Source organism: Pseudomonas fildesensis, assembly GCF_001050345.1.
GTDB lineage: Bacteria > Pseudomonadota > Gammaproteobacteria > Pseudomonadales > Pseudomonadaceae > Aquipseudomonas > Aquipseudomonas fildesensis.
In genome coordinates this window covers 96,434-120,480 of sequence record NZ_LFMW01000024.1, presented here as the reverse complement: position 1 = coordinate 120,480, position 24,047 = coordinate 96,434, and the positions used below count along the sequence as shown (strand labels likewise).

Sequence of the window (24,047 nt, the reverse complement as noted above, 5' to 3'; positions counted from 1 at the left end):
GTAGGAGTCAAGGCATGGCAGGAGTAATGGATTCAGTAAACCAGCGCACACAGCTGGTAGGGCAGAATCGCCTGGAGTTGTTGCTTTTTCGCCTGGACGGCAAGCAACTGTATGGCATTAACGTGTTTAAAGTGCGGGAAGTGTTGCAGTGTCCCAAGCTGACGATCATGCCCAAGTCCAGCCCGGTGGTGTGTGGCGTGGCCAACATCCGCGGCGCGACTATCCCGATTCTTGACCTGGCCCTGGCCACCGGTTCGGCTGGCTTGCAGGACCGCCAGAGCCCGTTCGTGATCATTACCGAGTACAACACCAAGACCCAGGGTTTCCTGGTGCGCTCGGTGGAGCGCATCGTTAACATGAACTGGGAAGAGATCCATCCGCCGCCCAAGGGCACCGGCCGCGATCACTACCTCACGGCAGTGACGCGGGTCGATAACCAGTTGGTGGAAATCATCGACGTGGAGAAAATCCTCGCCGAAGTGGCGCCGACCTCGGAAACGATTTCGGTGGGCGTGGTAGATGCTGACACGGCGCACAAGGCGATCTCGCTGCGGGTGCTGACGGTGGATGATTCCTCGGTGGCGCGTAAACAGGTGACCCGTTGCCTGCAAACCATCGGTGTTGACGTGGTGGCCCTCAATGATGGTCGCCAGGCGTTGGATTACTTGCGCAAGCTGGTAGAAGAAGGCAAGAAACCGGAAGAAGAATTCTTGATGATGATCTCCGACATCGAGATGCCGGAAATGGACGGCTACACTCTCACGGCCGAGATACGCAGCGATCCACGCATGCAAAAGTTGCATATCATCCTGCATACTTCGTTGTCGGGCGTATTCAATCAGGCGATGGTGAAGAAGGTCGGTGCCGATGACTTTCTGGCCAAATTTCGTCCTGATGACCTGGCATCCCGGGTAGTCGACCGGATCAAGGCAGCAGATCATAGCTAGGGGCTTTCTCCCTGGCGGTCATACGATTTTAGAGGCGGTATCAGTGTCTACGGGTAATTTGGATTTTGAACAGTTCCGGGTCTTCCTGGAAAAAGCCTGTGGCATATTGCTCGGTGAAAACAAGCAATACTTGGTATCCAGCCGTCTCAACAAACTGATGGAACAGCAGGGCATCAAGTCCTTGGGTGAGCTGGTCCAGCGCATCCAGAGCCAGCCGCGCAGCGGGCTCAAGGAAATGGTGGTCGATGCCATGACCACCAACGAAACCCTGTGGTTTCGGGACACCTATCCCTTCGAGGTGCTCAAGAGCAAAGTGTTGCCGGAAGCCATCAAGGCCAGCCCCGGTCAGCGCTTGCGCATCTGGTCGGCGGCGTGTTCGTCGGGTCAGGAACCGTATTCGATTTCGATGTCCATCGATGAATTCGAGCGGACCAACATGGGCCAGTTGAAGGCCGGTGCGCAAATTGTCGCAACGGACTTGTCCGGCACCATGCTCACCAACTGCAAGACCGGCGAGTACGACAGCCTGGCCCTGGGCCGTGGTTTGTCCCCGGAACGCCTGCAACGTTTCTTCGACCCGAAAGTGGCAGGGCGTTGGGCGGTCAAGGCGCCGATCAAGAGCCGCGTGGAGTTTCGTTCGTTCAACCTGCTCGACAGCTATGCCAGCCTGGGCAAGTTCGACATGGTGTTCTGCCGCAACGTGCTGATCTACTTTTCGGCCGAAGTGAAGAAAGACATCCTGTTGCGCATCCACGGCACCCTCAAGCGTGGTGGCTACCTGTTCCTCGGTGCGTCCGAGGCGCTGAACGGCTTGCCGGATCATTACCAGATGGTGCAGTGCAGCCCGGGGATCATTTACCAGGCGAAATAGTAATAGTACGCAGATCAAAAAATGTGGGAGGGGCGGTGCGACCCCTCCCACATTTGTTTCTGCGGCAAGTTGAAGGAAAGCGGCAACCCGCATTGCCGCTTTACTGGCGCCACGCGGAAGGCGCTTGCCGCTTTTCTGGCATTGCCGCCGGCAACCTCTCCGGAAACCCTTGAGTTACGGGACTTTAGAAGGTTGGCATGCACCTTGCTATGTTCCTGTTAACGAACAGCAGGTCAGCCTAAAGGTTTCCGCCATGAGCATCAGCTTCGATAAAGCGCTCGGTATCCACGAACAAGCCCTGGGCTTCCGCGCTCAGCGTGCCGAAGTCCTGGCCAACAACATCGCCAACGCCGACACCCCGAACTACAAGGCTCGGGACCTGGACTTCTCCGCCGTGCTCGCCGCACAGCAGGACAAGACCAAGAACGGTACCTTCGCCTTGAACATGACCAACACTCGTCATATCGAAGCGCAAGGCCTGAGCAGTGGTGACGAGTCGCTGCTGTATCGCACGCCGATGCAGCCATCGATCGACCAGAACACCGTCGACGCCCAGCTGGAGCAATCGGCCTATGCCGAAAACTCGGTGAACTTCCAGGCCAGCTTCACCCTGCTTAACAGCAAATTCAAAGGGCTGATGTCAGCCCTGCGTGGAGAGTAAGCCATGTCCCTGTCCAGTGTTTTCAATATTGCCGGTAGTGGCATGAGCGCGCAGACCACGCGCCTCAACACCGTCGCCAGTAACATCGCCAACGCCGAGACCGTGTCTTCGAGCATTGACCAGACCTACCGCGCCCGTCACCCGGTATTCGCCACCATGTTCCAGGGCGGCCAGAGCGGCGGCAGCGATTCGCTGTTCCAGAACCAGGACGCAGCCGGCCAGGGCGTGCAAGTGCTCGGTGTAGTCGAAGACCAGAGCAATCTCGAAGCGCGTTACGAGCCTAACCACCCTGCCGCGAACGAAAAGGGTTACGTGTATTACCCCAACGTCAACGTGGTCGAGGAAATGGCTGACATGATTTCTGCCAGCCGCTCGTTCCAGACCAACGCGGAAATGATGAACACCGCCAAAACCATGATGCAGAAGGTCCTGACCCTGGGTCAGTGATAAGGGGCGCCAAAATATGGCCATCGTTGATACTTCCACCAACACGGCAGTCCAGGACCTTTTCAACTCCAAGGTCAAGACCGCAACGGACAACAGCAGCATCAGCAGCGCTACGACGACCGCGACGGGCAACCAGGCAATGGGCAAGGATTCGTTCCTGCAGTTGCTGGTTACCCAGTTGAAAAACCAGGACCCGCTGTCGCCTCAGGACAACGGTGCGTTTGTGGCACAGCTGGCGCAGTTCAGCAGCCTCGAAGGCATCAATAACCTGAACGACTCGGTCAAGGCCATCTCCAGCAACGTCACGTCGTCGCAAGCGCTGCAAGCCTCGTCGCTGGTGGGGCGTTCGGTGATCACTCAGACCGACAAGACCCTGGTCGATACCAGCAAGAGCATGACCGGCTCCGTAGCGGTGACATCGGCGGTGGGCAATGTCTCCATCAAGATCACCGACAAAGACGGCGACACGGTGCGCACCATTGATATGGGCGCCCAAAGTGCCGGTACCCAGAGTTTTATTTGGGATGGCAAGAACGACAAGGGCGAAGTGGTTGCCTCGGGTACCTATACGTTCAACGCCACCACCAAGAATGACAAGGGCGATTCCGTTGCCCTGACCACCTCGCTGCCGGCAACGGTGACCAGCGTGACGTTGAGCCAGACCGGCGGCGAAATGCTGCTCAACCTGGCGGGCGGAACCAGCATCAAGCTGTCGCAAATTCAGACTATCGGTACATAGAGCCGGCTAAATACGGCAGAGGGAGAGAAACATGTCTTTTAACATCGGCCTTAGCGGCCTCTATGCGGCCAACAAACAACTGGACGTGACCGGCAACAACATCGCCAACGTCGCGACCACCGGCTTCAAATCGTCCCGTGCGGAGTTCGCGGATATCTACGCGGCCTCCAAACTGGGCACCGGCCAGAACAGCATCGGCAATGGCGTGAACCTGGCGGCTGTGTCCCAGCAGTTCACCCAAGGTGACGTCAACGGTAGCGGTGGCATCCTGGACATGGCGATCCAGGGCGGTGGCTTTTTCGTGCAGAAGGCCAGTGACGGCTCGCTGGAGTACACCCGCAGCGGTGCTTTCCGTGCGGACAAAGACGGCTACATCACCAACAACACCGGCACTTCGCGCCTGCAGGGCTACGCAGCGGACGAAAATGGCAAGATCACCAAGGGCGGCCTGGTTGACCTGCAACTGAACCTGTCGAACCTGCCGCCGAAGGCTTCTACCAAGGTGGACTCCACCAGCAACCTGAATTCCTCGGAACCGGTGATTGATCAGGTTTTGAAACCGTTTGATCCAACCAAAACCGATACCTTCACGACTCAATACAGCACCACGCTGTATGACACCCAGGGCAACGCTCACCCGATGGTGCAGTACCTGGTGAAGACGGATTCCAACCAATGGAAGTCCTACACCTTGATCGACGGGCGTAACCCAGACGGCACGCCGATCAGTGGCACAGGCGCGGTGGCGCCTGTGGCGTCGACATTATCGTTCGACACTGCCGGCAAGCTCACTGGGGTCGTTACTCCTCCGAGCATTGTTTCCAACACCACCCTGACCATTTCCACCTGGAAACCAGGTACCGTGACCGACGGTGTGTGGAAAGCTAACGGCGCTGCTGCCAACCCAGGTGGTATCGCGGTGAGCATGGCTGATATTACCCAGTACAACTCGGCCAGCTACCGTAACCCGCCGATCACCGACGGTTATGCCACCGGCCAGATCACCGGTCTGAAAATCGACGGCAGCGGCGTGCTGTTCGCCACGTTCAGCAATCAGCAGAGCAAGTCTATAGGCCAGCTCTCCCTGGCCAGCTTCAACAACGAACAGGGGCTGCAGCCTTCCGGCGGTACTACCTGGAGAGAAACCTTTGCTTCGGGCCAGCCAGGTTACGACTCCCCGCAGTCCGGTACCTTGGGCTCGATCGTGGCCAGCTCCCTGGAGAACTCCAACGTCAACCTGACCAACGAGCTGGTGGACCTGATCAAGGCCCAGAGCAACTACCAGGCGAACGCCAAGACTATCTCCACCCAGAGCACCATCATGCAGACCATCATTCAGATGACCTGATGCGATAACGCTCCACAAAAAGCCCCTCACAAGAGGGGCTTTTTTGTGGGCGGCGAAAAAGGAGAATCGAGTTACTAGCTGACATGCATGGGCGGGAACGCACCCATGGCGCTTCACCACTGATCGGTCAGGGCCCAGGAGGCTCAACAATCAATGGGGAGGGCGGGGGATGTGGAGTTCAGGGGTGTTGAGGTCGGATAGTGCGGGTATGAGGTTTGTGCCGGGCATGGAACGAGGGGCGCCGACCGTCGTTGAGCCTGCAACTGACGTGTCGACCGTCAAGAAGTTGCTCAATGAGTTGTTCGATGCAGAGCAAACTTCGAAGCCCCAAACGGCCAGGGACGTGCGGGACACGTTGAATGAGCTGCGCGAAAAGCTGGGCGATGAGAAATTCAAGGAGGTCCTCCGCACGCTTATTGACGAAGTGGAGTCCGAACAGTTTCGCGAATTTCTTCGGCAATTGATAAAGCTGCTGTTTCCTGAAGAAGACGCGACGCCGCCAGCGCCAGCGCCAGCGCCAGCTCCCGGCCCTAAGCCAGGTGGTGGTGGTGGTGGTGGTGGTGGTGGTGGTGGTGGTGGTGGCCGTGGCCATACGGTCAATCCAGGTGGTTTTGGCCCTAGCGAGCCCATGACTAACCTGCCGATTACCGAGGGCTCCAAGCATTTCAACTACAGGCCCGATGCAAGTAATCCAGGGAAAAAGCCGGACAATATCTGGAGTGGGTTCAGCCAAGGGCCTGACGGCAATTGCGTCACCGTTTCAGCGATAAAGGGCGCAATGATGAAGTTTGGTCAGAAACCCACTGATGTATTTAAAGACGTGAAAGAGACGGAGGGTGGCTATAACGTGAAAATGCGGGATGGGTTCGAACTGCAATTGTCCAAGGATGAACTGAAGCACGCGGCCAGATACGCACAGTTTAAGGGTGATAACCCGTCCATGATGACCGATGCCAACTTTATGTTCGCAGCGAGTGCCAAGCGTGCCCAGTTGGAGGGAAATGGCCTGGACGACAACCCTAATGATGCGAAAAGGAGTTTTGCCCATGCCATGCAAAGCTTGAACAACGGCGAAATGCCCCATGAAGCGTTGGATCGCCTGGGGTTGAAGGGGCTTTACAGGCGATCTTCGAGCAATGAGCTCGGGAATGGCAAGCTGGGGGTCGTGGCCTACGACAGGCATTCAATGGCGGTAATTGATGGCCGAGTCGAGTTGTGGGGACGGCGAGGCGGTGCGCCCAAGCAGGGTATCGCGTACGCGTTTCTCTAACGGGTCGCTAAACGAAAAAAACCGATAAACCCTCAGCAGCAGGGGTTTATCGGTTTTTCAATCCCGGGCGTTCAAGCCCGGGACCGGCTCAGCTTATTGGCAAGCTTCGCAATCCGGCTCGTCAATCGCGCAGGCCTTTGGCACTGGCGCCGGGCCGGCAGGAGCAGCCAGGACCGAATCGTCACCGTGGTTGCCGCCGCTGGAAACAGCGTTCAGCTTACCGGTGTTGATGGTCGACTTCTCAGTGCTGGTCGCGGCCAGGGCACGGAGGTAGTAAGTGGTTTTCAGGCCACGGTACCAAGCCATGCGGTAGGTCACGTCGAGCTTCTTGCCCGAAGCGCCGGCGATGTACAGGTTCAGCGACTGAGCCTGGTCGATCCACTTCTGACGACGGCTGGCGGCGTCAACGATCCACTTGGTGTCCACTTCGAAGGCAGTCGCGTAGAGCTCTTTGAGTTCTTGCGGGATGCGCTCGATCTGTTGAACCGAACCGTCGTAGTACTTCAGGTCGTTGATCATGACCGAGTCCCACAGGTCGCGGGCTTTCAGGTCGCGAACCAGGTACGGGTTGATCACGGTGAATTCGCCCGACAGGTTCGATTTCACATACAGGTTCTGGTAGGTCGGTTCGATCGACTGCGACACGCCAGTGATGTTGGCGATGGTAGCGGTCGGTGCGATGGCCATGATGTTGGAGTTACGAATGCCTTTCTGCACACGGGCACGTACCGGTGCCCAGTCCAGGGATTCGTTGAGGTCAACGTCGATGTACTTCTGGCCACGTTGCTCGATCAGGATCTGTTGCGAATCCAGCGGCAGGATGCCTTTGGACCACAGCGAACCCTGGAACGTCTCGTAGGCACCGCGCTCGTCGGCCAGGTCGCAGGAAGCCTGGATCGCGTAGTAGCTGACCGCTTCCATGGACTTGTCGGCGAACTCGACCGCAGCATCCGAACCGTAAGGAATGTGCTGCAGGTACAAAGCGTCCTGGAAGCCCATGATGCCGAGTCCCACTGGACGGTGCTTGAAGTTGGAGTTCTGCGCCTGTGGCACCGAGTAGTAGTTGATGTCGATGACGTTATCGAGCATGCGCACTGCGGTGTTGACGGTACGTTCCAGCTTGACGGTGTCCAGCTTGCCGTTGACGATGTGGTTCGGCAGGTTGATCGAGCCCAGGTTGCAAACGGCGATCTCGTCCTTGTTGGTGTTCAAGGTGATCTCGGTGCACAGGTTCGAGCTGTGGACCACGCCCACGTGCTGCTGCGGGCTGCGCAGGTTGCACGGGTCTTTGAAGGTCAGCCATGGGTGGCCGGTTTCAAACAGCATGGACAGCATTTTGCGCCACAGGTCTTTGGCCTGGATGGTCTTGAACAGCTTGATCTTGCCCGGGTATTGGGACAGTGCTTCGTAGTACTCGTAGCGCTCTTCGAAGGCCTTGCCGGTCAGGTCGTGCAGGTCCGGCACTTCGGATGGCGAGAACAGGGTCCACGGGCCGTCATCGAAGACACGCTTCATGAACAGGTCCGGGATCCAGTTGGCGGTGTTCATGTCGTGGGTACGACGACGGTCATCACCGGTGTTCTTGCGCAGCTCGATGAACTCTTCAATGTCCATGTGCCAGGTTTCCAGGTAAGCACACACAGCGCCTTTGCGCTTGCCACCCTGGTTAACGGCGACGGCGGTGTCGTTCACTACTTTGAGGAACGGTACAACGCCCTGGGACTTGCCGTTGGTGCCCTTGATGTACGAACCCAGTGCACGCACTGGCGTCCAGTCGTTGCCCAGGCCGCCGGCGAATTTGGACAACATGGCGTTGTCGTGGATCGCGTGGTAGATGCCCGACAGGTCATCCGGCACGGTGGTCAGGTAGCAGCTGGACAGCTGTGGACGCAGGGTGCCGGCGTTGAACAGCGTCGGGGTCGACGACATGTAGTCGAAGGACGACAACAGGTTGTAGAACTCGATGGCACGGTCTTCTTTGTTCTTCTCTTCAATCGCCAGGCCCATGGCCACGCGCATGAAGAACACTTGCGGCAGTTCGAAGCGGATACCGTCCTTGTGGATGAAGTAACGGTCGTACAGGGTTTGCAGGCCCAGGTAAGTGAACTGCTGGTCGCGCTCGTGGTTGATCGCCTTGCCGAGCTTTTCCAGGTCGAAGGTGGCCAGGATCGGGTTCAGCAATTCGAATTCGATACCCTTGGCGATGTAGGCCGGCAGGGCCTTGGCGTACAGGTCAGCCATCTCGTGGTGGGTGGCGCTGTCGGCCACGCCGAGGAAGCCCAGGCCTTCGGCACGCAGGGTGTCCATCAGCAGGCGCGCGGTCACGAACGAGTAGTTCGGCTCGCGCTCAACCAGGGTACGGGCGGTCATCACCAGAGCGGTGTTGACGTCGGTCAGGGCCACGCCGTCGTACAGGTTCTTCAGGGTTTCGCGCTGGATCAGATTGCCGTCGACTTCTTCCAGGCCTTCGCAGGCCTCGGTGATGATGGTGTTCAGGCGGCCCAGGTCCAGCGGTGCGAAAGTACCGTCGGCGAGGGTGATGCGGATCGACGGATGCGCTTGAACGGCGGCTTCTTCGGCCGGGGTGCGCACGGCACGTTCCTTGGAACGGGCGTCACGGTAGATCACGTAGTCGCGAGCCACTTTCTGTTCGCCGGCACGCATCAGGGCCAGTTCGACCTGGTCCTGGATTTCTTCGATGTGGATGGTGCCGCCCGAAGGCATGCGACGCTTGAAGGTCGCGGTGACTTGTTCGGTCAGGCGGGCAACGGTGTCGTGGATGCGCGACGAGGCAGCAGCGGTGCCGCCTTCAACTGCAAGAAACGCTTTGGTGATGGCGACGGTGATTTTGTCATCGGTGTAAGGAACGACAGTGCCGTTACGCTTGATCACGCGCAGTTGGCCAGGTGCAGTGGCGGACAGATCCATATTCGAATCAGCGGCCTGCGGCACGGAGCCCTGCGGGTTCTCGCGAGTTGTGTCGGTTTGCATGGGGGGTTGTCTCCACATTCTATATTTATTTGGGCACCATCACGGTGCCCACCGTTCCGTCCTGAAGCACTTACAGCAGGCCTGGGCCTGGCATAACAACCTCGGGACAGGAGGAAGGGAGCTCATCGCGCCGCTTCCATGCCGAAGTCTTCGGTTTGGAGCTTAAAAGCCCTTCGCCGTATTCCTGATGGGTGACAGTTGCCAGGTTCAAGCACTGCAACACCCGTACCGCTTTCTGCCCTTGAGGCTTGAAACCGGTTGCCATCCGCTTGAGCGGTTTGGGCTTTCAAAAAATGCTGGTTTTAGACCAAACAGGAGCAAGAAAGGGCTTGAGTTTCTTGTCTGATTTGTGTTTGGTCTTTTCGCTCAAAACCCTACATGTAGGGTTTTTTTAGCGCCGAGGTACAAGATAATGCGTTTTGGGATGCTTCGCAACGCAAGACCTGTGGATAACGCTGTGGGTAAAATGTGTATGAAACGTGGAACACCCGTGTAGGCCGCAGTGCTGCTGGATTAAGCCGTTTGTCACCGAATATTCCAAGATAAAAACAGCGGGTTGGATTTTTGAGGGCGCGAACCCTATCACAAAAAAACGCGATCACCGAATGCATTTCCCGGCTTGTGCTGGAGGGTTGGGGCATGGCTACAATCGGCTACATTTTGTCTGCGCCAGATGACAAATGTAGGCGTCCCCCCATTTCAACAATAATTAGAGTTGAGGTAACGCATGGAGCAAGAAGCCTGGCAAATACTGATCGTCGAGGACGATGAACGATTGGCCGAGTTGACCCGTGAGTACCTGGAGAGCAACGGCCTGCGCGTGTCGGTGGAAGGCGACGGCGCCCTGGCGGCGGCGCGGATTATCGCCGAACAACCGGACCTGGTGATCCTAGACCTGATGCTGCCCGGCGAAGACGGCCTGAGCATCTGCCGCAAGGTGCGCGAGCGTTACGACGGGGTGATCCTCATGTTGACCGCGCGCACCGACGACATGGACCAGGTGTTGGGCCTGGACATGGGCGCCGACGATTACGTGTGCAAACCCGTACGCCCGCGCCTGTTGTTGGCGCGTATCCAGGCACTGTTGCGGCGCAGCGAGCCGGCGGAAACGCTGGTGGTGGAGAACCAGCGTCGCCTGCAATTCGGCCCGCTGGTGGTGGACAACGCCCTGCGCGAGGCCTGGCTGCACGACGGCGGCATCGAGCTGACCAGCGCCGAGTTCGACCTGTTGTGGCTGCTGGTAGCGAACGCCGGGCGCATTCTCTCTCGCGAAGAAATCTTCATCGCGTTGCGCGGCATCGGCTACGACGGCCAGGACCGCTCCATCGACGTGCGCATTTCGCGCATTCGCCCGAAGATCGGCGACGACCCCATCCACCCGCGCCTGATCAAGACCATCCGCAGCAAAGGCTACTTGTTCGTCCCCGAAGCCGCTGCCGATATGCTGCTGTGAACTCGATCTTCCTGCGCATTTATGGCGGCATGTGTGCGGCGCTGATCCTCGTGGCGCTGCTGGGTGTGCTGGCCTTGCACCTGCTCAACGAGGTACGCAGCGGCCAATACCGCGAGCGCCTGGCCCACGGCACTTTCGCGTTGATGGGCGACAACCTGCGGCCCATGAGCCCAATCGAGCGCCAGCGCGCCCTGGCGGTGTGGGAGCGTTTGCTGGGCATCCCTCTGGAGCTGCGCACCCTCGCCGACGCCAAACTGGACCTGACCCAGCGCAATCGCCTGCAACGCGGCCAGGTGTTGGTGGAGCAGACCGGCCCGCACGCGGCGCGCGTGCTGCGGCTGGTCAGTGAACAGGAACAGTGGGTGCTCACCGGCGAGGTGCAGCAGATCAGCGAACAACTGGCCCGTGCGACCATTTACCTGTTGGCCGACGAACTGGTGCGCTTCCCCGTGGCCGAGCAGCCGCAACGCTTGGCGGATATAAAGGCAGCCAAGGGTTTTGGCTTCGAGATGCACCTGATGACTCTCGACCAGGCCGATATGGATGACGACCAGCGTCGGCGCGTGGCAGAGGGCGATACGGTGATGGCACTCGGCAAGGGCGGCGATTCGATTCGCGTATTTGCCGGAATGGTCGGGACACCTTGGGTGCTGGAAATCGGCCCGCTGTATCAAATGAACCCGTACCCGGCGCAGTGGTTGATCCTGATCGCCTTGATCAGCCTGACCCTGATCGGCCTGATCGTCTATTTACTGGTGCGCCAGTTGGAGCGCCGGCTCAAAGGTCTTGAGGCTGCTGCCACCCGGATTGCCAAGGGCAACCTGGAAGTGCGCGTACCGGCGCGCGGTGCCGACTCGGTCGGGCGCCTGGCCGCGGCCTTTAATGGCATGGCCGAGCACTTGCAGCAGTTACTGGCGATCCAACGCGAACTGGTGCGCGCGGTGTCCCACGAGTTGCGCACGCCGGTGGCACGCCTGCGTTTCGGCCTGGAGATGATCGGCGACGCTGCCACCCCCCAAGCCCGGCGCAAATACCTGGAAGGCATGGACAGCGACATCCAGGATCTCGATGGCCTGGTGGACGAAATGCTCACTTACGCGCGATTGGAGCAGGGCGCGCCGGAGCTGAATTTCCAGCGGGTAGACCTCGATGCCTTGCTTGATCAGGTGATCGGCGAATTATCGCCACTGCGTCCGCAGGTCAGCGTGAGCCGTGGTATTTGCCTGTCTTCGGCGCATTGGGATGACGCCTGGGTCGAGGCCGAGCCGCGCTACCTGCACCGCGCGCTGCAAAACCTGGTGAGCAACGCCATGCGGCATGCCCAGGGCCGGGTGCTGATCAGCTATCAAGTCGGCCAAGTACGCTGCCGCATCGACGTGGAAGACGACGGCCCCGGCGTGCCGGAAAGCGCCTGGGAGCGCATCTTCACGCCGTTCCTGCGTCTCGACGACAGCCGAACGCGCGCCTCGGGCGGGCATGGTTTGGGTTTGTCGATTGTGCGGCGGATTATTTATTGGCACGGCGGGAGGGCGTTGATCGGCAAGAGCAACAATTTGGGCGGGGCGTGTTTCAGCCTGAGCTGGCCGCGGGACCAGGACAAATCCTGATTCCCTATCGCCGGCAAGCCAGCGCCTACAGGGGAATGCATTCCAACATGTAGGAGCCGGCTTGCCGGCGATAGCTGTCTATCAAGCGCTGACGGCTATCAGGCTCAACAACTGCCCCTCATCCAGCGCAAACTGCCCCTCCAGCTCCTTGCCATGGCACCACTCATCCGACAGATCCGTCAGCAGCCGCACTCTTACATGCCCGGCCTGCGACCACTCCAGCACCTCGGCATGCTCAAAGTAGAAGCGCTTCTGCACGATCGGATAAAGCGCCTTGAACAGGCTCTCCTTAATCGAAAACGTCAGCGTCACCAGCAGGGCTATCTGATCTCGCGGCAGGTTGGCCATGCGCTGCAGCTCATTGGCGGTGAGAATCTCGCCCGCCAGGCGCTCGGCCCGCTCCAGCGTCAGCACATTCTCCAGGTCCATGCCCAGCCCGCGCCATTGCGCCTTGTGGCCGACAATTGCTGCAGCATGCCCGGTGCTGTGGGTGATGGAACCGCTGATATGCCGCGGCCACACTGGCGCGCGGTCTTCGCCAATGGCTGGCACGCAGTCCAGGTGATCGAGACGTTGCAGCGCGGCGCGGGCGCACAACCTGCCGGCGAGAAATTCCGCCTGGCGCTTGGCCACCGAGCGCTGGATGCTCGCCGGTGGCGGCACGGCGCTGCGCTGGAAATCATCCGCTGCCAACAAGGCGGGATCAAAACGCGTGCTGAGAAACACCGTGCCCGGCAAGGGTTCGGGCAGCGGCCAATGGGCGTCGAGTGGAGTGCAGCAAGCGGGTAAGGGCGTCATGGGCGGTATTTTGCCGAGTTGACGCGCCAGTGGATAGTCCGCAGCGGTTCAGGCCAGGTTCAGAGCCTGTTCAGGGGGAGTTCAGGGGCACTTGCGTAGTCTGGGCTCCACAGCCTAACCGCGTATGAGGCAACACCATGACTGCGATCAAGAAGCTGATGTTGGCGTTAACCATGCTCACTGCCACCGCCGGGGCTCAGGCCAGCGATGGTGCCTTTGCGGCATTTGGTAGCGAAAAAACCAAGAAATCCAGCACGCTGATCCAGCGTGTCAGCTTCGAAGACGCAGCCAGTCAGCCGACGCCCTGGGGCCAGTCCCTGGGCCTGACGACCCCGCAGCCGAGTTATCGCGCCGGCTATGAACACCTGACCGGCCAGTTCAACGGTATTAAAATGCGCCAGCAAGACTTGCAGGGCCGCTATGATATCCCTCTGTCGGACAGTTGATTTGCCTTGGAGAGCCTTATGAAATTGCTGGTGGTGGAAGATGAGGCGCTGCTGCGTCATCACCTGATGACCCGCCTGACCGACAGCGGGCATGTGGTCGAAGCGGTGGCCAATGCCGAAGAAGCCCTGTACCAGACCGGGCAGTTCAATCACGACCTGGCGATCATCGACCTGGGCCTGCCCGGCATGGGCGGCCTGGACCTGATCCGCAAACTGCGCACCGAGGCCAAGACCTTCCCGATCCTGATCCTGACCGCCCGCGGCAACTGGCAGGACAAGGTGGAAGGCTTGGCCTCCGGCGCCGACGATTACCTGGTCAAGCCATTCCAGTTCGAAGAACTGGAAGCGCGGATGAACGCCTTGTTGCGCCGCTCCAGCGGGTTTACGCAGTCGACCATCACCGCCGGGCCCTTGCTGCTCGACCTCAATCGCAAGCAGGCGTCCCTGGATGAGCAGCCGCTTGCACTGACGGCCTACGAATATCGGATCCTCGAATACCTGATGCGCCACCATCAACAGGTGGTCGCCAAGGACCGCTTGATGGAACAGCTCTACCCCGATGACGACGAGCGTGATCCGAACGTTATTGAAGTGCTGGTCGGCCGCCTGCGCCGCAAGCTGGAAGGACCTGCCGGGTTCAAACCGATCGACACCGTGCGCGGCCTGGGTTACCTGTTCAATGAGCGCTGCCGTTGATTCGCTCGTTACGTGTGCGCTTGATGCTCGCGGCCGCCACCCTGGCCGTGTTGTTTATGCTGGGTTTGTTACCGGCCATGCAGGGCGCTTTCAGCCTGGCGTTGCAAGACTCCATCGAGCAGCGCCTGGCGTCGGATGTGACCACATTGATTTCTGCGGCGCGGGTTGAAAACAACCGGCTGCTGATGCCGGCGCAGTTGCCCGACGAACGTTTCAACCTCACCGACAGCCGGCTGCTCGGCTATATCTACGACCGTGAAGGCCATCTGGTATGGCGTTCGCGGGCTACCCGAGAAGAAAACATCAACTACAAGCCGCGCTACGACGGGCGCGGCAACGAATTTGCACGGATTCGCGAGGCCAATGGCCAGGAATTCTTCGTGTATGACGTGGAGGTCAAGCTGCTGGGGGGCAAGAGCGCGGCGTTCAGTATTGTCGCCCTGCAACCGGTGCGCGAATACCAACTGACCCTCGAAGGCCTGCGCGAAAATCTCTACCTGGGCTTCGGCGCGGCGTTGCTGGTGCTGCTGACCTTGTTGTGGCTGGGCCTGACCTGGGGCCTGCAAGCGCTGCGGCGGCTGAGTCAGGAGCTCGACCAGATCGAAGGCGGCACCCGCGAAAGCCTCACCGAACAACACCCCCGCGAACTGCTGCGTCTCACCGGCTCCCTTAACCGCTTGCTGCACAGTGAACGGGAACAACGTGCGCGCTACCGCGACTCCCTCGACGACCTGGCCCACAGCCTGAAAACCCCTTTGGCGGTATTGCAGGGCGTGAGCGAAGACATGGCCCAGCGCCCCGAAGACCGCGACCAGGCCTGGGTGCTGCAATCGCAGATCGAGCGCATGAGCCAGCAGATCAGCTACCAGTTGCAGCGCGCCAGCCTGCGCAAAAGCGGCCTGGTGCGCCATCAGGTGCACCTGGAACCTGTGCTGCAAAGCCTGTGCGATACGCTGGACAAGGTGTACCGCGACAAGCGTGTCACGGTGTCCTTCGATTTGCCGGAAGAATGCGACGTGCCCATCGAGAAGGGCGCCTTGCTCGAAATGCTCGGCAACCTGCTGGAAAATGCCTATCGCCTGTGCCTGAGTGAAGTGCGCATCAGCTTCGCAGAAAACCTTGAAGGCACTGAACTGTGCATCGAAGATGACGGCCCCGGTGTGCCACCCGACCAGCGCGCGCGGATTTTGCAACGGGGCGAACGGCTGGACCGTCAGCATCCGGGGCAGGGGATCGGCCTGGCGGTGGTCAAGGACATCATTGAAAGCTACGGCGCGCGCCTGACCCTGGGTGACTCACCTCTAGGGGGCGCGGCATTCAAGATTCATTTCCTGGTGGTCTGATCGCGTTCCTGTGCCGATGAGGGTTCTTCTGTGGCAAATGGACTTGTTGTGGCAAACGGGCTTGTTGTAGTGGGCGGGCTTGTTGTGGCAAGCCCGCTCGCCACAACAAACCGGCTCACAACAGCCATAGGATGCGATGTTAGGCCCTAATTCTCTTGTGCGCGGTAAGCACCCGGCGTCAATCCCGTCCACTTCTTGAACGCGCGATGAAACGCCGACGGTTCAGAAAACCCCAACTGCTCGGCAATCTCCTGCAATGACAAGTCCGCCCGCCCCAGGTGGAAGATGGCGATGTCCCGCCGCAGTTCATCCTTGAGTGCCTGAAAGCTGGTGCCTTCCTCACGCAAATGCCGGCGCAGGGTCTGCGGGCTGATGTGCAGGTGCTGGGCGACGGCTTCCAGGTCTGGCCAGGGCGTGCGGTCGCGGCTCAGCAGGCGTCGCAATTGGCTGCTCAAACTGTCGCCTTCATCCGGGCGAGACAACAGGTCGGCGGGGGATCGTTCCAGGAAATGCTTGAGCGTGCGCTCGTCCTGCAACAGCGGCAGGCTCAGGTAGCGCGCATGAAACACCAGGCTGCTGTTCGGCGCGCCGAATACCTGAGGGCAGGGGAAGAGCAGGTCATATTCACTGGCGTGGGCGGGCGTTGGGTAGCTGAATGTGGCCTGCTCCAGCCGGATGCGCTGGCCGATTAACCAACTGCCCAGGCGATGCCAGATCACCAACAGGCACTCGCTGAGGAAGTGATCCGGGTCCCACAGCTGCGAGTCGTCCAGGCTCAAACGAGCCATTTCGCCTTCGCGAGTCAGCTGCCAGCGCGGTCCCTGCGGGAATAGGCCATAAAATAATAAGCCGCGTTCCAGAGCCTTCTCCAGGGTGCGGCAATGGATCAATGCGTGGCACATCATGGCGAAGGTGCCGCGCTTGCTCGGGCCTTCGGCAAATCCCAGGTACTCGTCGTCCAGCGCCAGCCAGAGCATTTGCAGCAGCCGGGTAAATTGTTCGGGCGCGATGCGGGCTCGGGGTTCGGTCAGCAGTTGCGGGGTGATGCCCACCTGCTGCAGCAGGCCCGAGTAGTCGTAACCGGCCCGGCGCGCACCGCCGAGGGCGGCCCGGGCGTAGTGACTGGCGATGGTACGTTCACGCATGCAAGTGCCTCGTCCATGGAGGGGTGGATGGTAACCAGCACCCGCAGAGGCGACAAGGCGGATATCCGCCAAATTGTAGGACGAGACTGGGTGGGTGGGCGGAAATCCGCCACCTTGTTGGCAGCCCTGACAAGCGTGTGAAACCGCCCAGGCCTGATGTCTAAGGGCCTCCAGGGATTTTCAGAAAAGTGGCACGACGTTTGCGATAAAGATTACAGCGCAGGCTTGGTCCTACAGGTCTCGCAAACAACAAATCCCTCCAGTGCAGGAGGGTTCGCAATTCAAGTGTCGTGGGCAATGGCGGATATTTGCCACACGGTACGATTGAGGAACTTTGCAATGACGACTCGTCAGCCAATCTATAAATCCCTGTATTTCCAGGTGATCGTCGCAATCGTTATCGGTATTTTGCTCGGTCACTTCTACCCGCAGACCGGTGTGGCCCTCAAGCCGCTGGGTGACGGGTTTATCAAACTGATCAAAATGGTCATCGCCCCGATCATCTTCTGCACCGTTGTCAGCGGTATCGCTGGCATGCAAAACATGAAATCGGTCGGCAAAACCGGCGGTTATGCGCTGCTGTACTTCGAAGTCGTTTCTACCATCGCCCTGCTGATCGGCCTGATCGTGGTGAACGTTGTGCAACCGGGCGCCGGCATGCACATCGACGTAGCGACCCTGGACGCCTCCAAAGTAGCGGCCTACGTGACTGCCGGTAAGGACCAGAGCATCGTCGGCTTCATCCTCAACGTCATTCCTAACACCATCGTCGGCGCCTTCGCCAACGGCGATATCCTGCAAGTGCTGATGTTCTCGGTGATCTTCGGTTTCGCCCTGCATCGCCTGGGTGCCTACGGCAAGCCGGTGCTGGACTTCATCGATCGCTTCGCCCACGTGATGTTCAACATCATCAACATGATCATGAAGCTCGCGCCAATCGGTGCCCTGGGCGCCATGGCGTTCACCATCGGTGCCTACGGTGTAGGTTCCCTGGTGCAACTGGGCCAGTTGATGATCTGCTTCTACATCACCTGCCTGCTGTTCGTGCTGGTGGTACTGGGTGGTATCTGCCGCGCTCACGGTTTCAGCGTACTGAAACTGATCCGCTACATCCGTGAAGAACTGTTGATCGTACTGGGTACTTCCTCCTCCGAATCCGCACTGCCACGCATGCTGATCAAGATGGAGCGTCTGGGCGCGAAGAAATCCGTAGTAGGCCTGGTGATCCCGACTGGCTACTCCTTCAACCTCGACGGTACGTCGATTTACCTGACCATGGCTGCCGTGTTCATCGCTCAGGCGACTGACACCCACATGGACATCACTCACCAGATCACCTTGCTGCTGGTGCTGCTGCTGTCCTCCAAAGGCGCTGCAGGCGTGACCGGTAGCGGCTTCATCGTACTGGCTGCAACCCTGTCGGCTGTTGGCCACTTGCCGGTTGCCGGCCTGGCGCTGATCCTGGGTATCGACCGCTTCATGTCCGAAGCCCGCGCACTGACCAACCTGGTCGGTAACGCCGTTGCCACCCTGGTTGTGGCCAAGTGGGTCAAGGAACTGGACACCGATCAGCTGCAAAGCGAGTTGGCTTCCGGTGGTCGTGGTATCTCCGATACCCGTGAAGAAGATGACCTGGGCGTGGCTGAAGGTCCTGCACCGGTTATCAAGTAAGACGCTGATGGCGTGAACTGACGCCCACAGCAATCCGCAAACGCCCCGACTGGTTCGGGGCGTTTGCGTTTCTGCCGATCACTTATCGAGATTTTTGATTTACATAAAGTGAATACTTCATCAGATTCGCGTGAGGCAGTTCATCCAAAGCAGCGCCTAACGGTGCGCCGATGAAACTCGCACCCGCTACCCCGTTCTAAACCCAATCATCATGCGGGCATTTGCGCTCAAGCGCGTGCAGGAGGTTTTGTGGACAGTGTGGATCTGAATGTCCTGCGCAGCGTGCTGGAATGGCGCCGCGCCGGGCAGCGGGTGGTGTTGTACAGCGTGGTCCAGACCTGGGGCAGTGCGCCGCGCCCGCCGGGGGCGATGCTGGCCCTGCGTGGCGATGGGGTGGTGATTGGCTCGGTGTCCGGTGGATGCATCGAAGACGACTTGATTGCGCGCCTACAGGATGGTCGCTTGGCTGATGACGGGCCACCGGTACAACTGGTGACCTACGGCGTGACGCGCGACGAAGCCGCACGTTTTGGCCTGCCCTGTGGCGGCACCCTGCGCCTGACCGAGGAACGCGTGGATGAGTGGGATTGGGTCGCCCAATTGCTGGCGCGCTGTGAAGCCCATGAAATTGTCGCCCGGGAGTTGGACCTGGCCACGGGCGAAGTGAGCTTGAGCGGAGCGAGCAAGACCGACATCGTGACATTCGATGGCGAGCGCTTGCGCGCCATCTACGGCCCGCGCTGGCGCCTGCTGTTGATCGGCGCCGGGCAGCTGTCGCGTTATGTGGCGCAAATGGCGCGATTGCTGGATTTCGAAGTGCTCATCTGCGACCCGCGCGAAGAATTTGTCTACGGCTGGGAAGAACAGCACGGCCGCTTCGTGCCCGGTATGCCGGATGAAGCGGTGCTGAATATCCAGACCGACGAGCGCACCGCCATCGTCTGCCTGACCCATGACCCGCGTTTGGACGATATGGCGTTGCTGACGGCGTTGAATTCCAGCGCGTTCTATATCGGTGCGCTGGGGTCGCGGGTCAATAGCCAGAAACGCCGGGAAAACCTGGCGGCGTTGGGACTGTCTGCCGATGCCATCGCGCGTTTGCACGGGCCGATTGGTTTGCACATCGGCAGCCACACACCTGCGGAGATTGCGTTGTCGCTGATGGCGGAAATTGTCGCGATCAAGAACGGCGTGGCGCCGTTGCAGAAAAAGCCGCTGGCGGTGGTGGCTGAGTGATGGTCACGGCGATCGTTCTGGCGGCGGGGCAGGGCAGTCGTTTTCGGGCTGAAGCGGGGGCGGGTCAGGATAAGTTGCTGGCAGATTGCGTAGGCAGGGATGGCGTGACGCGGCCGGTGATCGAGCAAGTGCTGGTGAATTTGCCAGAGGGCGTTGTGGAGCGCTGGGTGGTGACCTCGCCGGATCGGCTCGATGTCATACGCTTGGCAGAAGCCTACGGCTGCGAAGTGTTGCTGCTGCGCTCGGCGGGTATGGGCGACAGTATTGCGGCGGCCGTTGCGGCCAGTGGTTCGGCGGATGGCTGGTTGGTAGTGCTGGGAGATATGCCGTTTATTCTGTCGTCGAGTATTGAACGGGTGATTGACGCGGTGACGGCAGACGGCATCGGCGTGCCCGTGTGCGGTGATGAGTACGGGCATCCTGTGGCGTTTGGCTCTGCGTTCGGGCCGAGCTTGATGGCGTTGAAGGGGGATCGTGGGGCCAAGCCGCTATTTGCGCACGCCACCGTAAGGGAGGTGCCGTTGGATGACCCTGGCGTGCTCTGGGATGTGGATGTGCCGCAATCATTGAGTTTCGCTCCCACCTGATCAGGCGCTGGCTTGTCAGTGATGACGGCCTCTAAGCCAGCACAAAACTTGCGTGCATAAAAAAGCCCCGCCTGATCACTCAGGCGGGGCTTTTTAGTGGCTGATGGAATCAGACGAGGGGTTTAGGCTCGTGCTCTTCTTCCAGGGCCTTTGGGTGGTGCTCTGCCACGTCGTCGACGGATGGGGCAGTGTGCTCAACCACGGTTTCAGCAACCGGCGCTGGCGCCTCGACCACTTCGGCAGCAGCCGGTGCGGCAGCGGCTGCAGCGGCGGCAGCTTCGGCTTCCTTGCGACGACGACGCACTTCACGTGGGTCGTTCGGCGCACGGCCGTTTTCGGTCAGGGCGCTGGCAGGCGCAGCTTCAACCACCGGAGCGGCGACTTCGGCAACCACTGGCGCTTCAATCACAGGCTCAGGCTCGGCAACCACAACCGGAGCGGCTTCAACCACTTCGGCAACCGGAGCAGGCGCTTCTTCTACCACAGGGGCAGCGACTGGCGCTTCAGCCGGGGCAGCTGGCTCTGCAGTCCACTGGAAGGCGGTCTGTTCTTCGCGAACTTCACGCACTGCCGGGGCAGCTTCTTCCACAACCGGGGCTTCAACAACGGCTTCAACCACTGGCTGTTGTTCAACCACAGGTGCTGGCTCAACAGCGGCTACTTCGGCTTCTGGCTGGGCTTCGTGAACCGGTACCACTTCCACTTCCGGAACCACTGGGGCTTCGATCGGGGTGGTGGCTTCAACGAGCGGCGCTTCAACCACTGGAGTCTCGGCGACTGGCGCTTCTACTACTGTGGTCTCTTCGACGGAGGCGGTGGCGCGTTCAGCCTGCTCGTGAGCCTGGGCTTCAGCAGGTGCGCTGATGACCGAGCTGGCAACAGCAGCGGTAACGGCCAGGCCGGCAGCCAGTTCGGCGCCAGTCGGTTCGCCGGTAGCGGCTTCTGCGTTCTCGCCGGTCTCTTCCGAGCCTTCGATCACGTTGCCGTTGGCATCACGCTGACGCTCACGACGGTTGCTGCGACGACGCTGGCCACGGGAGCGGCGGCGTGGACGATCGCCTTCGGCGTTGTCCTGACCGTCGTCCTGCAGTTGCTCTTCGCCGTTCAGCACTTCCTCTTCTTCGCTGGCAGCGGCTTGTTCGGCACGCGGTTGACGTTCTTCACGCGGTGCACGTGGTTGACGCTCTTCACGTGGCGCACGCTCTTCACGCGGCTGGCGAGCCGGGCGTTCTTCGGTGTCGGCAACAGCGGCAACAGCAGCGGCAGGCGCAGCGTCCAGTGGCTCGCGCAGTTCACGCACGCGCTCTTCACGCTCGCCACGTGGCTTGCGATCTTCGCGCGGGGCACGTGGAGTACGTGGTGCGCGCTCTTCACGCGGTGCACGTTCTTCGCGGGCTACGGCCGGGGTGTCTTCACGGGCTTCGCGAGGCGCACGTTCTTCACGGGGGGCGCGTTCTTCACGCGGTGCACGTTCTTCACGAGGCTTGCGTTCTTCGTCACGGCGACCGTTGCGGTTACGGCTCTGCTGGCGACCGTTGCGACGTTCTTCGTTGCGCGCCGGGCGTTCGCTGGCAGGTTTTTCGACCACAACCGCAGCAGCAGGCTCTTCCTTGGTAGCGAACAGGCTGACCAGCGACTTCACCAGGCCTTTGAACAGGCTTGGCTCAGGAAGGGCGGCCGGCGCGGCAACCGGAGCGGTGACTTCAACCGGAACCGGTGCGTTGGCACGCGCCGGTGCGGTCTTCACGGCAGCTTCCTGGCGAACCAGGGTGCGGGTCGCGGCGGCTGGCTGGACTTCTTCCACTTCGGCAGCGGCAGCAGCGATTTCGTAGCTGGACTGATTGGTGTGGGCTTCCGGGCTGTCATCACGCAGGCGCTGCACTTCGAAGTGCGGCGTTTCGAGATGGTCGTTCGGGAGGATGACGATACGTGCACGGGTGCGCAGTTCGATCTTGGTGATCGAGTTGCGTTTTTCGTTGAGCAGGAAGGCTGCAACCGGGATCGGCACTTGCGCGCGGACTTCGGCAGTGCGGTCTTTCAGGGCTTCTTCTTCGATCAGGCGCAGGATCGCCAGGGACAGCGATTCAACGTCACGGATGATGCCGGTGCCGTTGCAGCGCGGGCAGACGATGCCGCTGCTTTCGCCCAGGGATGGACGCAGGCGCTGACGGGACATTTCCAGCAGGCCGAAGCGCGAGATGCGGCCGACTTGCACGCGGGCACGGTCAGCTTCCAGGCATTCGCGGACTTTCTCTTCCACGGCGCGCTGGTTCTTGGCAGGGGTCATGTCGATGAAGTCGATCACGATCAGGCCGCCGATGTCACGCAGGCGCAACTGGCGGGCGATTTCTTCAGCCGCTTCCAGGTTGGTCTGCAGGGCGGTTTCTTCGATGTCGCTACCCTTCGTGGCGCGCGCCGAGTTGATGTCGATGGACACCAGGGCTTCGGTCGGGTCGATCACGATGGAGCCGCCGGAAGGCAGTTCGACCACGCGCTGGAAAGCGGTCTCGATCTGGCTTTCGATCTGGAAACGGTTGAACAGCGGAACGCTGTCTTCGTACAACTTGATCTTGCTGGCGTACTGCGGCATCACCTGGCGGATGAAGGTCAGGGCTTCGTCCTGGGCCTCAACGCTGTCGATCAGTACTTCGCCGATGTCCTGGCGCAGGTAATCGCGGATGGCGCGGATGATCACGTTGCTTTCCTGGTAGATCAGGAATGGCGCGGAGCGATCCAGCGAGGCTTCTTTGATGGCGGTCCACAGTTGCAGCAGGTAGTCGAGGTCCCACTGCATTTCTTCGCTGCTGCGGCCCAGGCCTGCAGTGCGAACGATCAGGCCCATGTCGGCGGGTGCGATCAAACCGTTCAGCGCTTCACGCAGTTCGTTGCGCTCTTCGCCTTCGATGCGACGGGAGATACCGCCAGCACGCGGGTTGTTCGGCATCAGGACCAGGTAACGGCCTGCCAGGCTGATGAAGGTGGTCAGGGCGGCGCCCTTGTTGCCACGTTCTTCTTTTTCCACCTGAACGATGACTTCCTGGCCTTCGCTCAGGACGTCCTTGATGTTCACGCGGCCTTCAGGGGCTTTCTTGAAGTATTCGCGGGAGATTTCTTTGAGGGGCAGGAAGCCGTGGCGCTCGGAGCCGAAATCGACAAAGGCAGCCTCAAGGCTTGGTTCGATGCGAGTAATACGGCCTTTATAGATGTTGGCCTTCTTTTGCTCGCGTGCACCGGATTCGATGTCCAGGTCGTAGAGGCGTTGGCCATCTACCAGTGCAACACGCAACTCTTCGGGTTGAGTTGCGTTAATCAGCATTCTTTTCATGTTGTACCGTCGGTTTCCGGGCTGCCGGAAACGGCGTTCGGCACACACGACTTCTCACGGTCGGTGTCAGGTGCGTCAAGAGTGGTTGGCCACTCCAGTGTCCAGCAATAACCGGCCAATTGGGCTGGTATCGCGACGGACGCGTCCTGCTTGTTAGCGGTGGTGACAAAGGCACCACTTCAACAAAAGCTAAGGTCAGGAGGAGGAATCAACCGGCGACTGTGGACGAGATGAAGCGTCTAAATATAAGCCTAGTGCTACACGGTCCGACGGTTGTGCATCTCCACCCTACACGTATCCCTGATAATTCGGGTGCTGCCGCGCGCAGAATCCGCAGCGGGTTGGCATTTACCGTGTTCTCCAATGGGGAGTCCACGCTCATGGCTAAACAAGACCAAGTGTGGGCGACTGCGCTCTCACTCGGCTCTTAACAGGCGTTGTTTCCGAAGCATTCGCCGTGGTGTGC

19 protein-coding genes are annotated in these 24,047 nt (G+C 60.0%); 15 read left to right on the top strand and 4 right to left on the bottom strand.

The genetic code is table 11. The annotated features are described in order from the left end of the window. The first annotated feature begins 14 nt into the window (after positions 1-14). From ACR52_RS26420 to ACR52_RS30825, 7 genes are all read left to right on the top strand, one after another. Positions 15-947 carry a chemotaxis protein CheV gene (locus ACR52_RS26420; protein ID WP_048730988.1) on the top strand — a complete coding sequence of 311 codons (933 nt, stop codon included), beginning with the start codon at positions 15-17 and terminating at the stop codon, positions 945-947. Between the two features lie 43 nt (positions 948-990). Next, positions 991-1,818 (top strand): protein-glutamate O-methyltransferase CheR, encoded by an 828-nt coding sequence (gene cheR, locus ACR52_RS26415; RefSeq protein ID WP_048730986.1) that lies wholly within the window; start codon positions 991-993, stop codon positions 1,816-1,818. A gap of 253 nt (positions 1,819-2,071) precedes the next feature. Further along, positions 2,072-2,479 (top strand): flagellar basal body rod protein FlgB, encoded by a 408-nt coding sequence (gene flgB / locus ACR52_RS26410; RefSeq protein ID WP_048730983.1) that lies wholly within the window; start codon positions 2,072-2,074, stop codon positions 2,477-2,479. A gap of 3 nt (positions 2,480-2,482) precedes the next feature. Beyond that, positions 2,483-2,926, top strand: coding sequence for a flagellar basal body rod protein FlgC (flgC, locus tag ACR52_RS26405; RefSeq protein ID WP_024076985.1), 444 nt, complete (start codon positions 2,483-2,485; stop codon positions 2,924-2,926). A 16-nt stretch (positions 2,927-2,942) separates the two neighbouring features. Then, the gene (flgD, locus tag ACR52_RS26400; RefSeq protein ID WP_048730981.1) at positions 2,943-3,665 is read left to right on the top strand and encodes a flagellar hook assembly protein FlgD; all 723 of its coding nucleotides are present in this window, start codon (positions 2,943-2,945) and stop codon (positions 3,663-3,665) included. A gap of 31 nt (positions 3,666-3,696) precedes the next feature. Next, positions 3,697-5,013, top strand: coding sequence for a flagellar hook protein FlgE (gene flgE, locus ACR52_RS26395; protein ID WP_048730979.1), 1,317 nt, complete (start codon positions 3,697-3,699; stop codon positions 5,011-5,013). Positions 5,014-5,239: 226 nt separating this feature from the next. Further along, positions 5,240-6,283, top strand: a complete 1,044-nt coding sequence (locus ACR52_RS30825; protein ID WP_048731062.1) for a hypothetical protein — start codon at positions 5,240-5,242, stop codon at positions 6,281-6,283. A 93-nt stretch (positions 6,284-6,376) separates the two neighbouring features. On the opposite strand, the gene ACR52_RS26385 is transcribed toward ACR52_RS30825, so the two are convergent. Continuing rightward, positions 6,377-9,274, bottom strand: a complete 2,898-nt coding sequence (locus ACR52_RS26385; protein WP_048730977.1) for a ribonucleoside-diphosphate reductase subunit alpha — start codon at positions 9,272-9,274, stop codon at positions 6,377-6,379. 727 nt (positions 9,275-10,001) lie between these two features. Here ACR52_RS26385 and ACR52_RS26380 point away from each other — a divergent pair. Both ACR52_RS26380 and ACR52_RS26375 read left to right on the top strand, forming a co-directional pair. After that, positions 10,002-10,727, top strand: a complete 726-nt coding sequence (locus ACR52_RS26380) for a response regulator (protein WP_048730976.1) — start codon at positions 10,002-10,004, stop codon at positions 10,725-10,727. Continuing rightward, the gene (locus ACR52_RS26375) at positions 10,724-12,334 is read left to right on the top strand and encodes an ATP-binding protein (protein WP_048730974.1); all 1,611 of its coding nucleotides are present in this window, start codon (positions 10,724-10,726) and stop codon (positions 12,332-12,334) included. The genes ACR52_RS26380 and ACR52_RS26375 overlap by 4 nt, the downstream gene beginning before the upstream one ends. Before the next feature lie 81 nt (positions 12,335-12,415). Here ACR52_RS26375 and ACR52_RS26370 read toward each other — a convergent pair whose 3' ends face one another. Further along, positions 12,416-13,132 (bottom strand): 4'-phosphopantetheinyl transferase family protein, encoded by a 717-nt coding sequence (locus ACR52_RS26370; protein WP_048730973.1) that lies wholly within the window; start codon positions 13,130-13,132, stop codon positions 12,416-12,418. A 137-nt stretch (positions 13,133-13,269) separates the two neighbouring features. Here ACR52_RS26370 and ACR52_RS26365 point away from each other — a divergent pair, with 137 nt between their 5' ends. Genes ACR52_RS26365 through ACR52_RS26355 form a run of 3 tightly spaced genes read left to right on the top strand, consistent with a single transcriptional unit; the run spans position 13,270 to position 15,617 of the window. Then, the gene (locus tag ACR52_RS26365) at positions 13,270-13,578 is read left to right on the top strand and encodes a hypothetical protein (RefSeq protein ID WP_048730970.1); all 309 of its coding nucleotides are present in this window, start codon (positions 13,270-13,272) and stop codon (positions 13,576-13,578) included. Between the two features lie 18 nt (positions 13,579-13,596). Then, the gene (locus ACR52_RS26360; protein ID WP_048730968.1) at positions 13,597-14,274 is read left to right on the top strand and encodes a response regulator; all 678 of its coding nucleotides are present in this window, start codon (positions 13,597-13,599) and stop codon (positions 14,272-14,274) included. Further along, on the top strand, positions 14,271-15,617 hold the full coding sequence (locus tag ACR52_RS26355) for an ATP-binding protein (RefSeq protein ID WP_048730965.1): 1,347 nt from the start codon (positions 14,271-14,273) through the stop codon (positions 15,615-15,617). Before ACR52_RS26360 ends, ACR52_RS26355 begins: the two co-directional genes overlap by 4 nt. Before the next feature lie 146 nt (positions 15,618-15,763). Here ACR52_RS26355 and ACR52_RS26350 read toward each other — a convergent pair whose 3' ends face one another. After that, positions 15,764-16,762 (bottom strand): AraC family transcriptional regulator, encoded by a 999-nt coding sequence (locus tag ACR52_RS26350; protein WP_048730964.1) that lies wholly within the window; start codon positions 16,760-16,762, stop codon positions 15,764-15,766. Between the two features lie 339 nt (positions 16,763-17,101). Between ACR52_RS26350 and ACR52_RS26345 the strand changes: the two genes are divergently transcribed. From ACR52_RS26345 to ACR52_RS26335, 3 genes are all read left to right on the top strand, one after another. Then, positions 17,102-18,433, top strand: a complete 1,332-nt coding sequence (locus tag ACR52_RS26345; protein WP_048730962.1) for a dicarboxylate/amino acid:cation symporter — start codon at positions 17,102-17,104, stop codon at positions 18,431-18,433. Positions 18,434-18,682: 249 nt separating this feature from the next. Further along, positions 18,683-19,669, top strand: a complete 987-nt coding sequence (locus ACR52_RS26340) for an XdhC family protein (RefSeq protein ID WP_048730961.1) — start codon at positions 18,683-18,685, stop codon at positions 19,667-19,669. Further along, positions 19,666-20,256 carry a nucleotidyltransferase family protein gene (locus tag ACR52_RS26335; protein ID WP_048730958.1) on the top strand — a complete coding sequence of 197 codons (591 nt, stop codon included), beginning with the start codon at positions 19,666-19,668 and terminating at the stop codon, positions 20,254-20,256. Before ACR52_RS26340 ends, ACR52_RS26335 begins: the two co-directional genes overlap by 4 nt. Before the next feature lie 109 nt (positions 20,257-20,365). Here ACR52_RS26335 and rne read toward each other — a convergent pair whose 3' ends face one another. Next, positions 20,366-23,572: a ribonuclease E gene (rne, locus tag ACR52_RS26330; protein ID WP_048730956.1), complete on the bottom strand. Its 3,207-nt coding sequence runs from the start codon at positions 23,570-23,572 to the stop codon at positions 20,366-20,368. Positions 23,573-24,047: the final 475 nt, after the last annotated feature.

Coding starts and splice junctions, on each gene's coding strand:
- flgD (WP_048730981.1), top strand. CDS start 2,943: ATGGCCATCGTTGATACTTCCACCAACACGGCAGTCCAGGACCTTTTC.
- ACR52_RS26365 (WP_048730970.1), top strand. CDS start 13,270: ATGACTGCGATCAAGAAGCTGATGTTGGCGTTAACCATGCTCACTGCC.
- ACR52_RS26345 (WP_048730962.1), top strand. CDS start 17,102: ATGACGACTCGTCAGCCAATCTATAAATCCCTGTATTTCCAGGTGATC.
- flgC (WP_024076985.1), top strand. CDS start 2,483: ATGTCCCTGTCCAGTGTTTTCAATATTGCCGGTAGTGGCATGAGCGCG.
- ACR52_RS26385 (WP_048730977.1), bottom strand. CDS start 9,274: ATGCAAACCGACACAACTCGCGAGAACCCGCAGGGCTCCGTGCCGCAG.
- ACR52_RS26350 (WP_048730964.1), bottom strand. CDS start 16,762: ATGCGTGAACGTACCATCGCCAGTCACTACGCCCGGGCCGCCCTCGGC.
- ACR52_RS26420 (WP_048730988.1), top strand. CDS start 15: ATGGCAGGAGTAATGGATTCAGTAAACCAGCGCACACAGCTGGTAGGG.
- ACR52_RS26370 (WP_048730973.1), bottom strand. CDS start 13,132: ATGACGCCCTTACCCGCTTGCTGCACTCCACTCGACGCCCATTGGCCG.
- ACR52_RS26380 (WP_048730976.1), top strand. CDS start 10,002: ATGGAGCAAGAAGCCTGGCAAATACTGATCGTCGAGGACGATGAACGA.
- ACR52_RS26360 (WP_048730968.1), top strand. CDS start 13,597: ATGAAATTGCTGGTGGTGGAAGATGAGGCGCTGCTGCGTCATCACCTG.
- flgB (WP_048730983.1), top strand. CDS start 2,072: ATGAGCATCAGCTTCGATAAAGCGCTCGGTATCCACGAACAAGCCCTG.
- ACR52_RS30825 (WP_048731062.1), top strand. CDS start 5,240: ATGGAACGAGGGGCGCCGACCGTCGTTGAGCCTGCAACTGACGTGTCG.
- rne (WP_048730956.1), bottom strand. CDS start 23,572: ATGCTGATTAACGCAACTCAACCCGAAGAGTTGCGTGTTGCACTGGTA.
- flgE (WP_048730979.1), top strand. CDS start 3,697: ATGTCTTTTAACATCGGCCTTAGCGGCCTCTATGCGGCCAACAAACAA.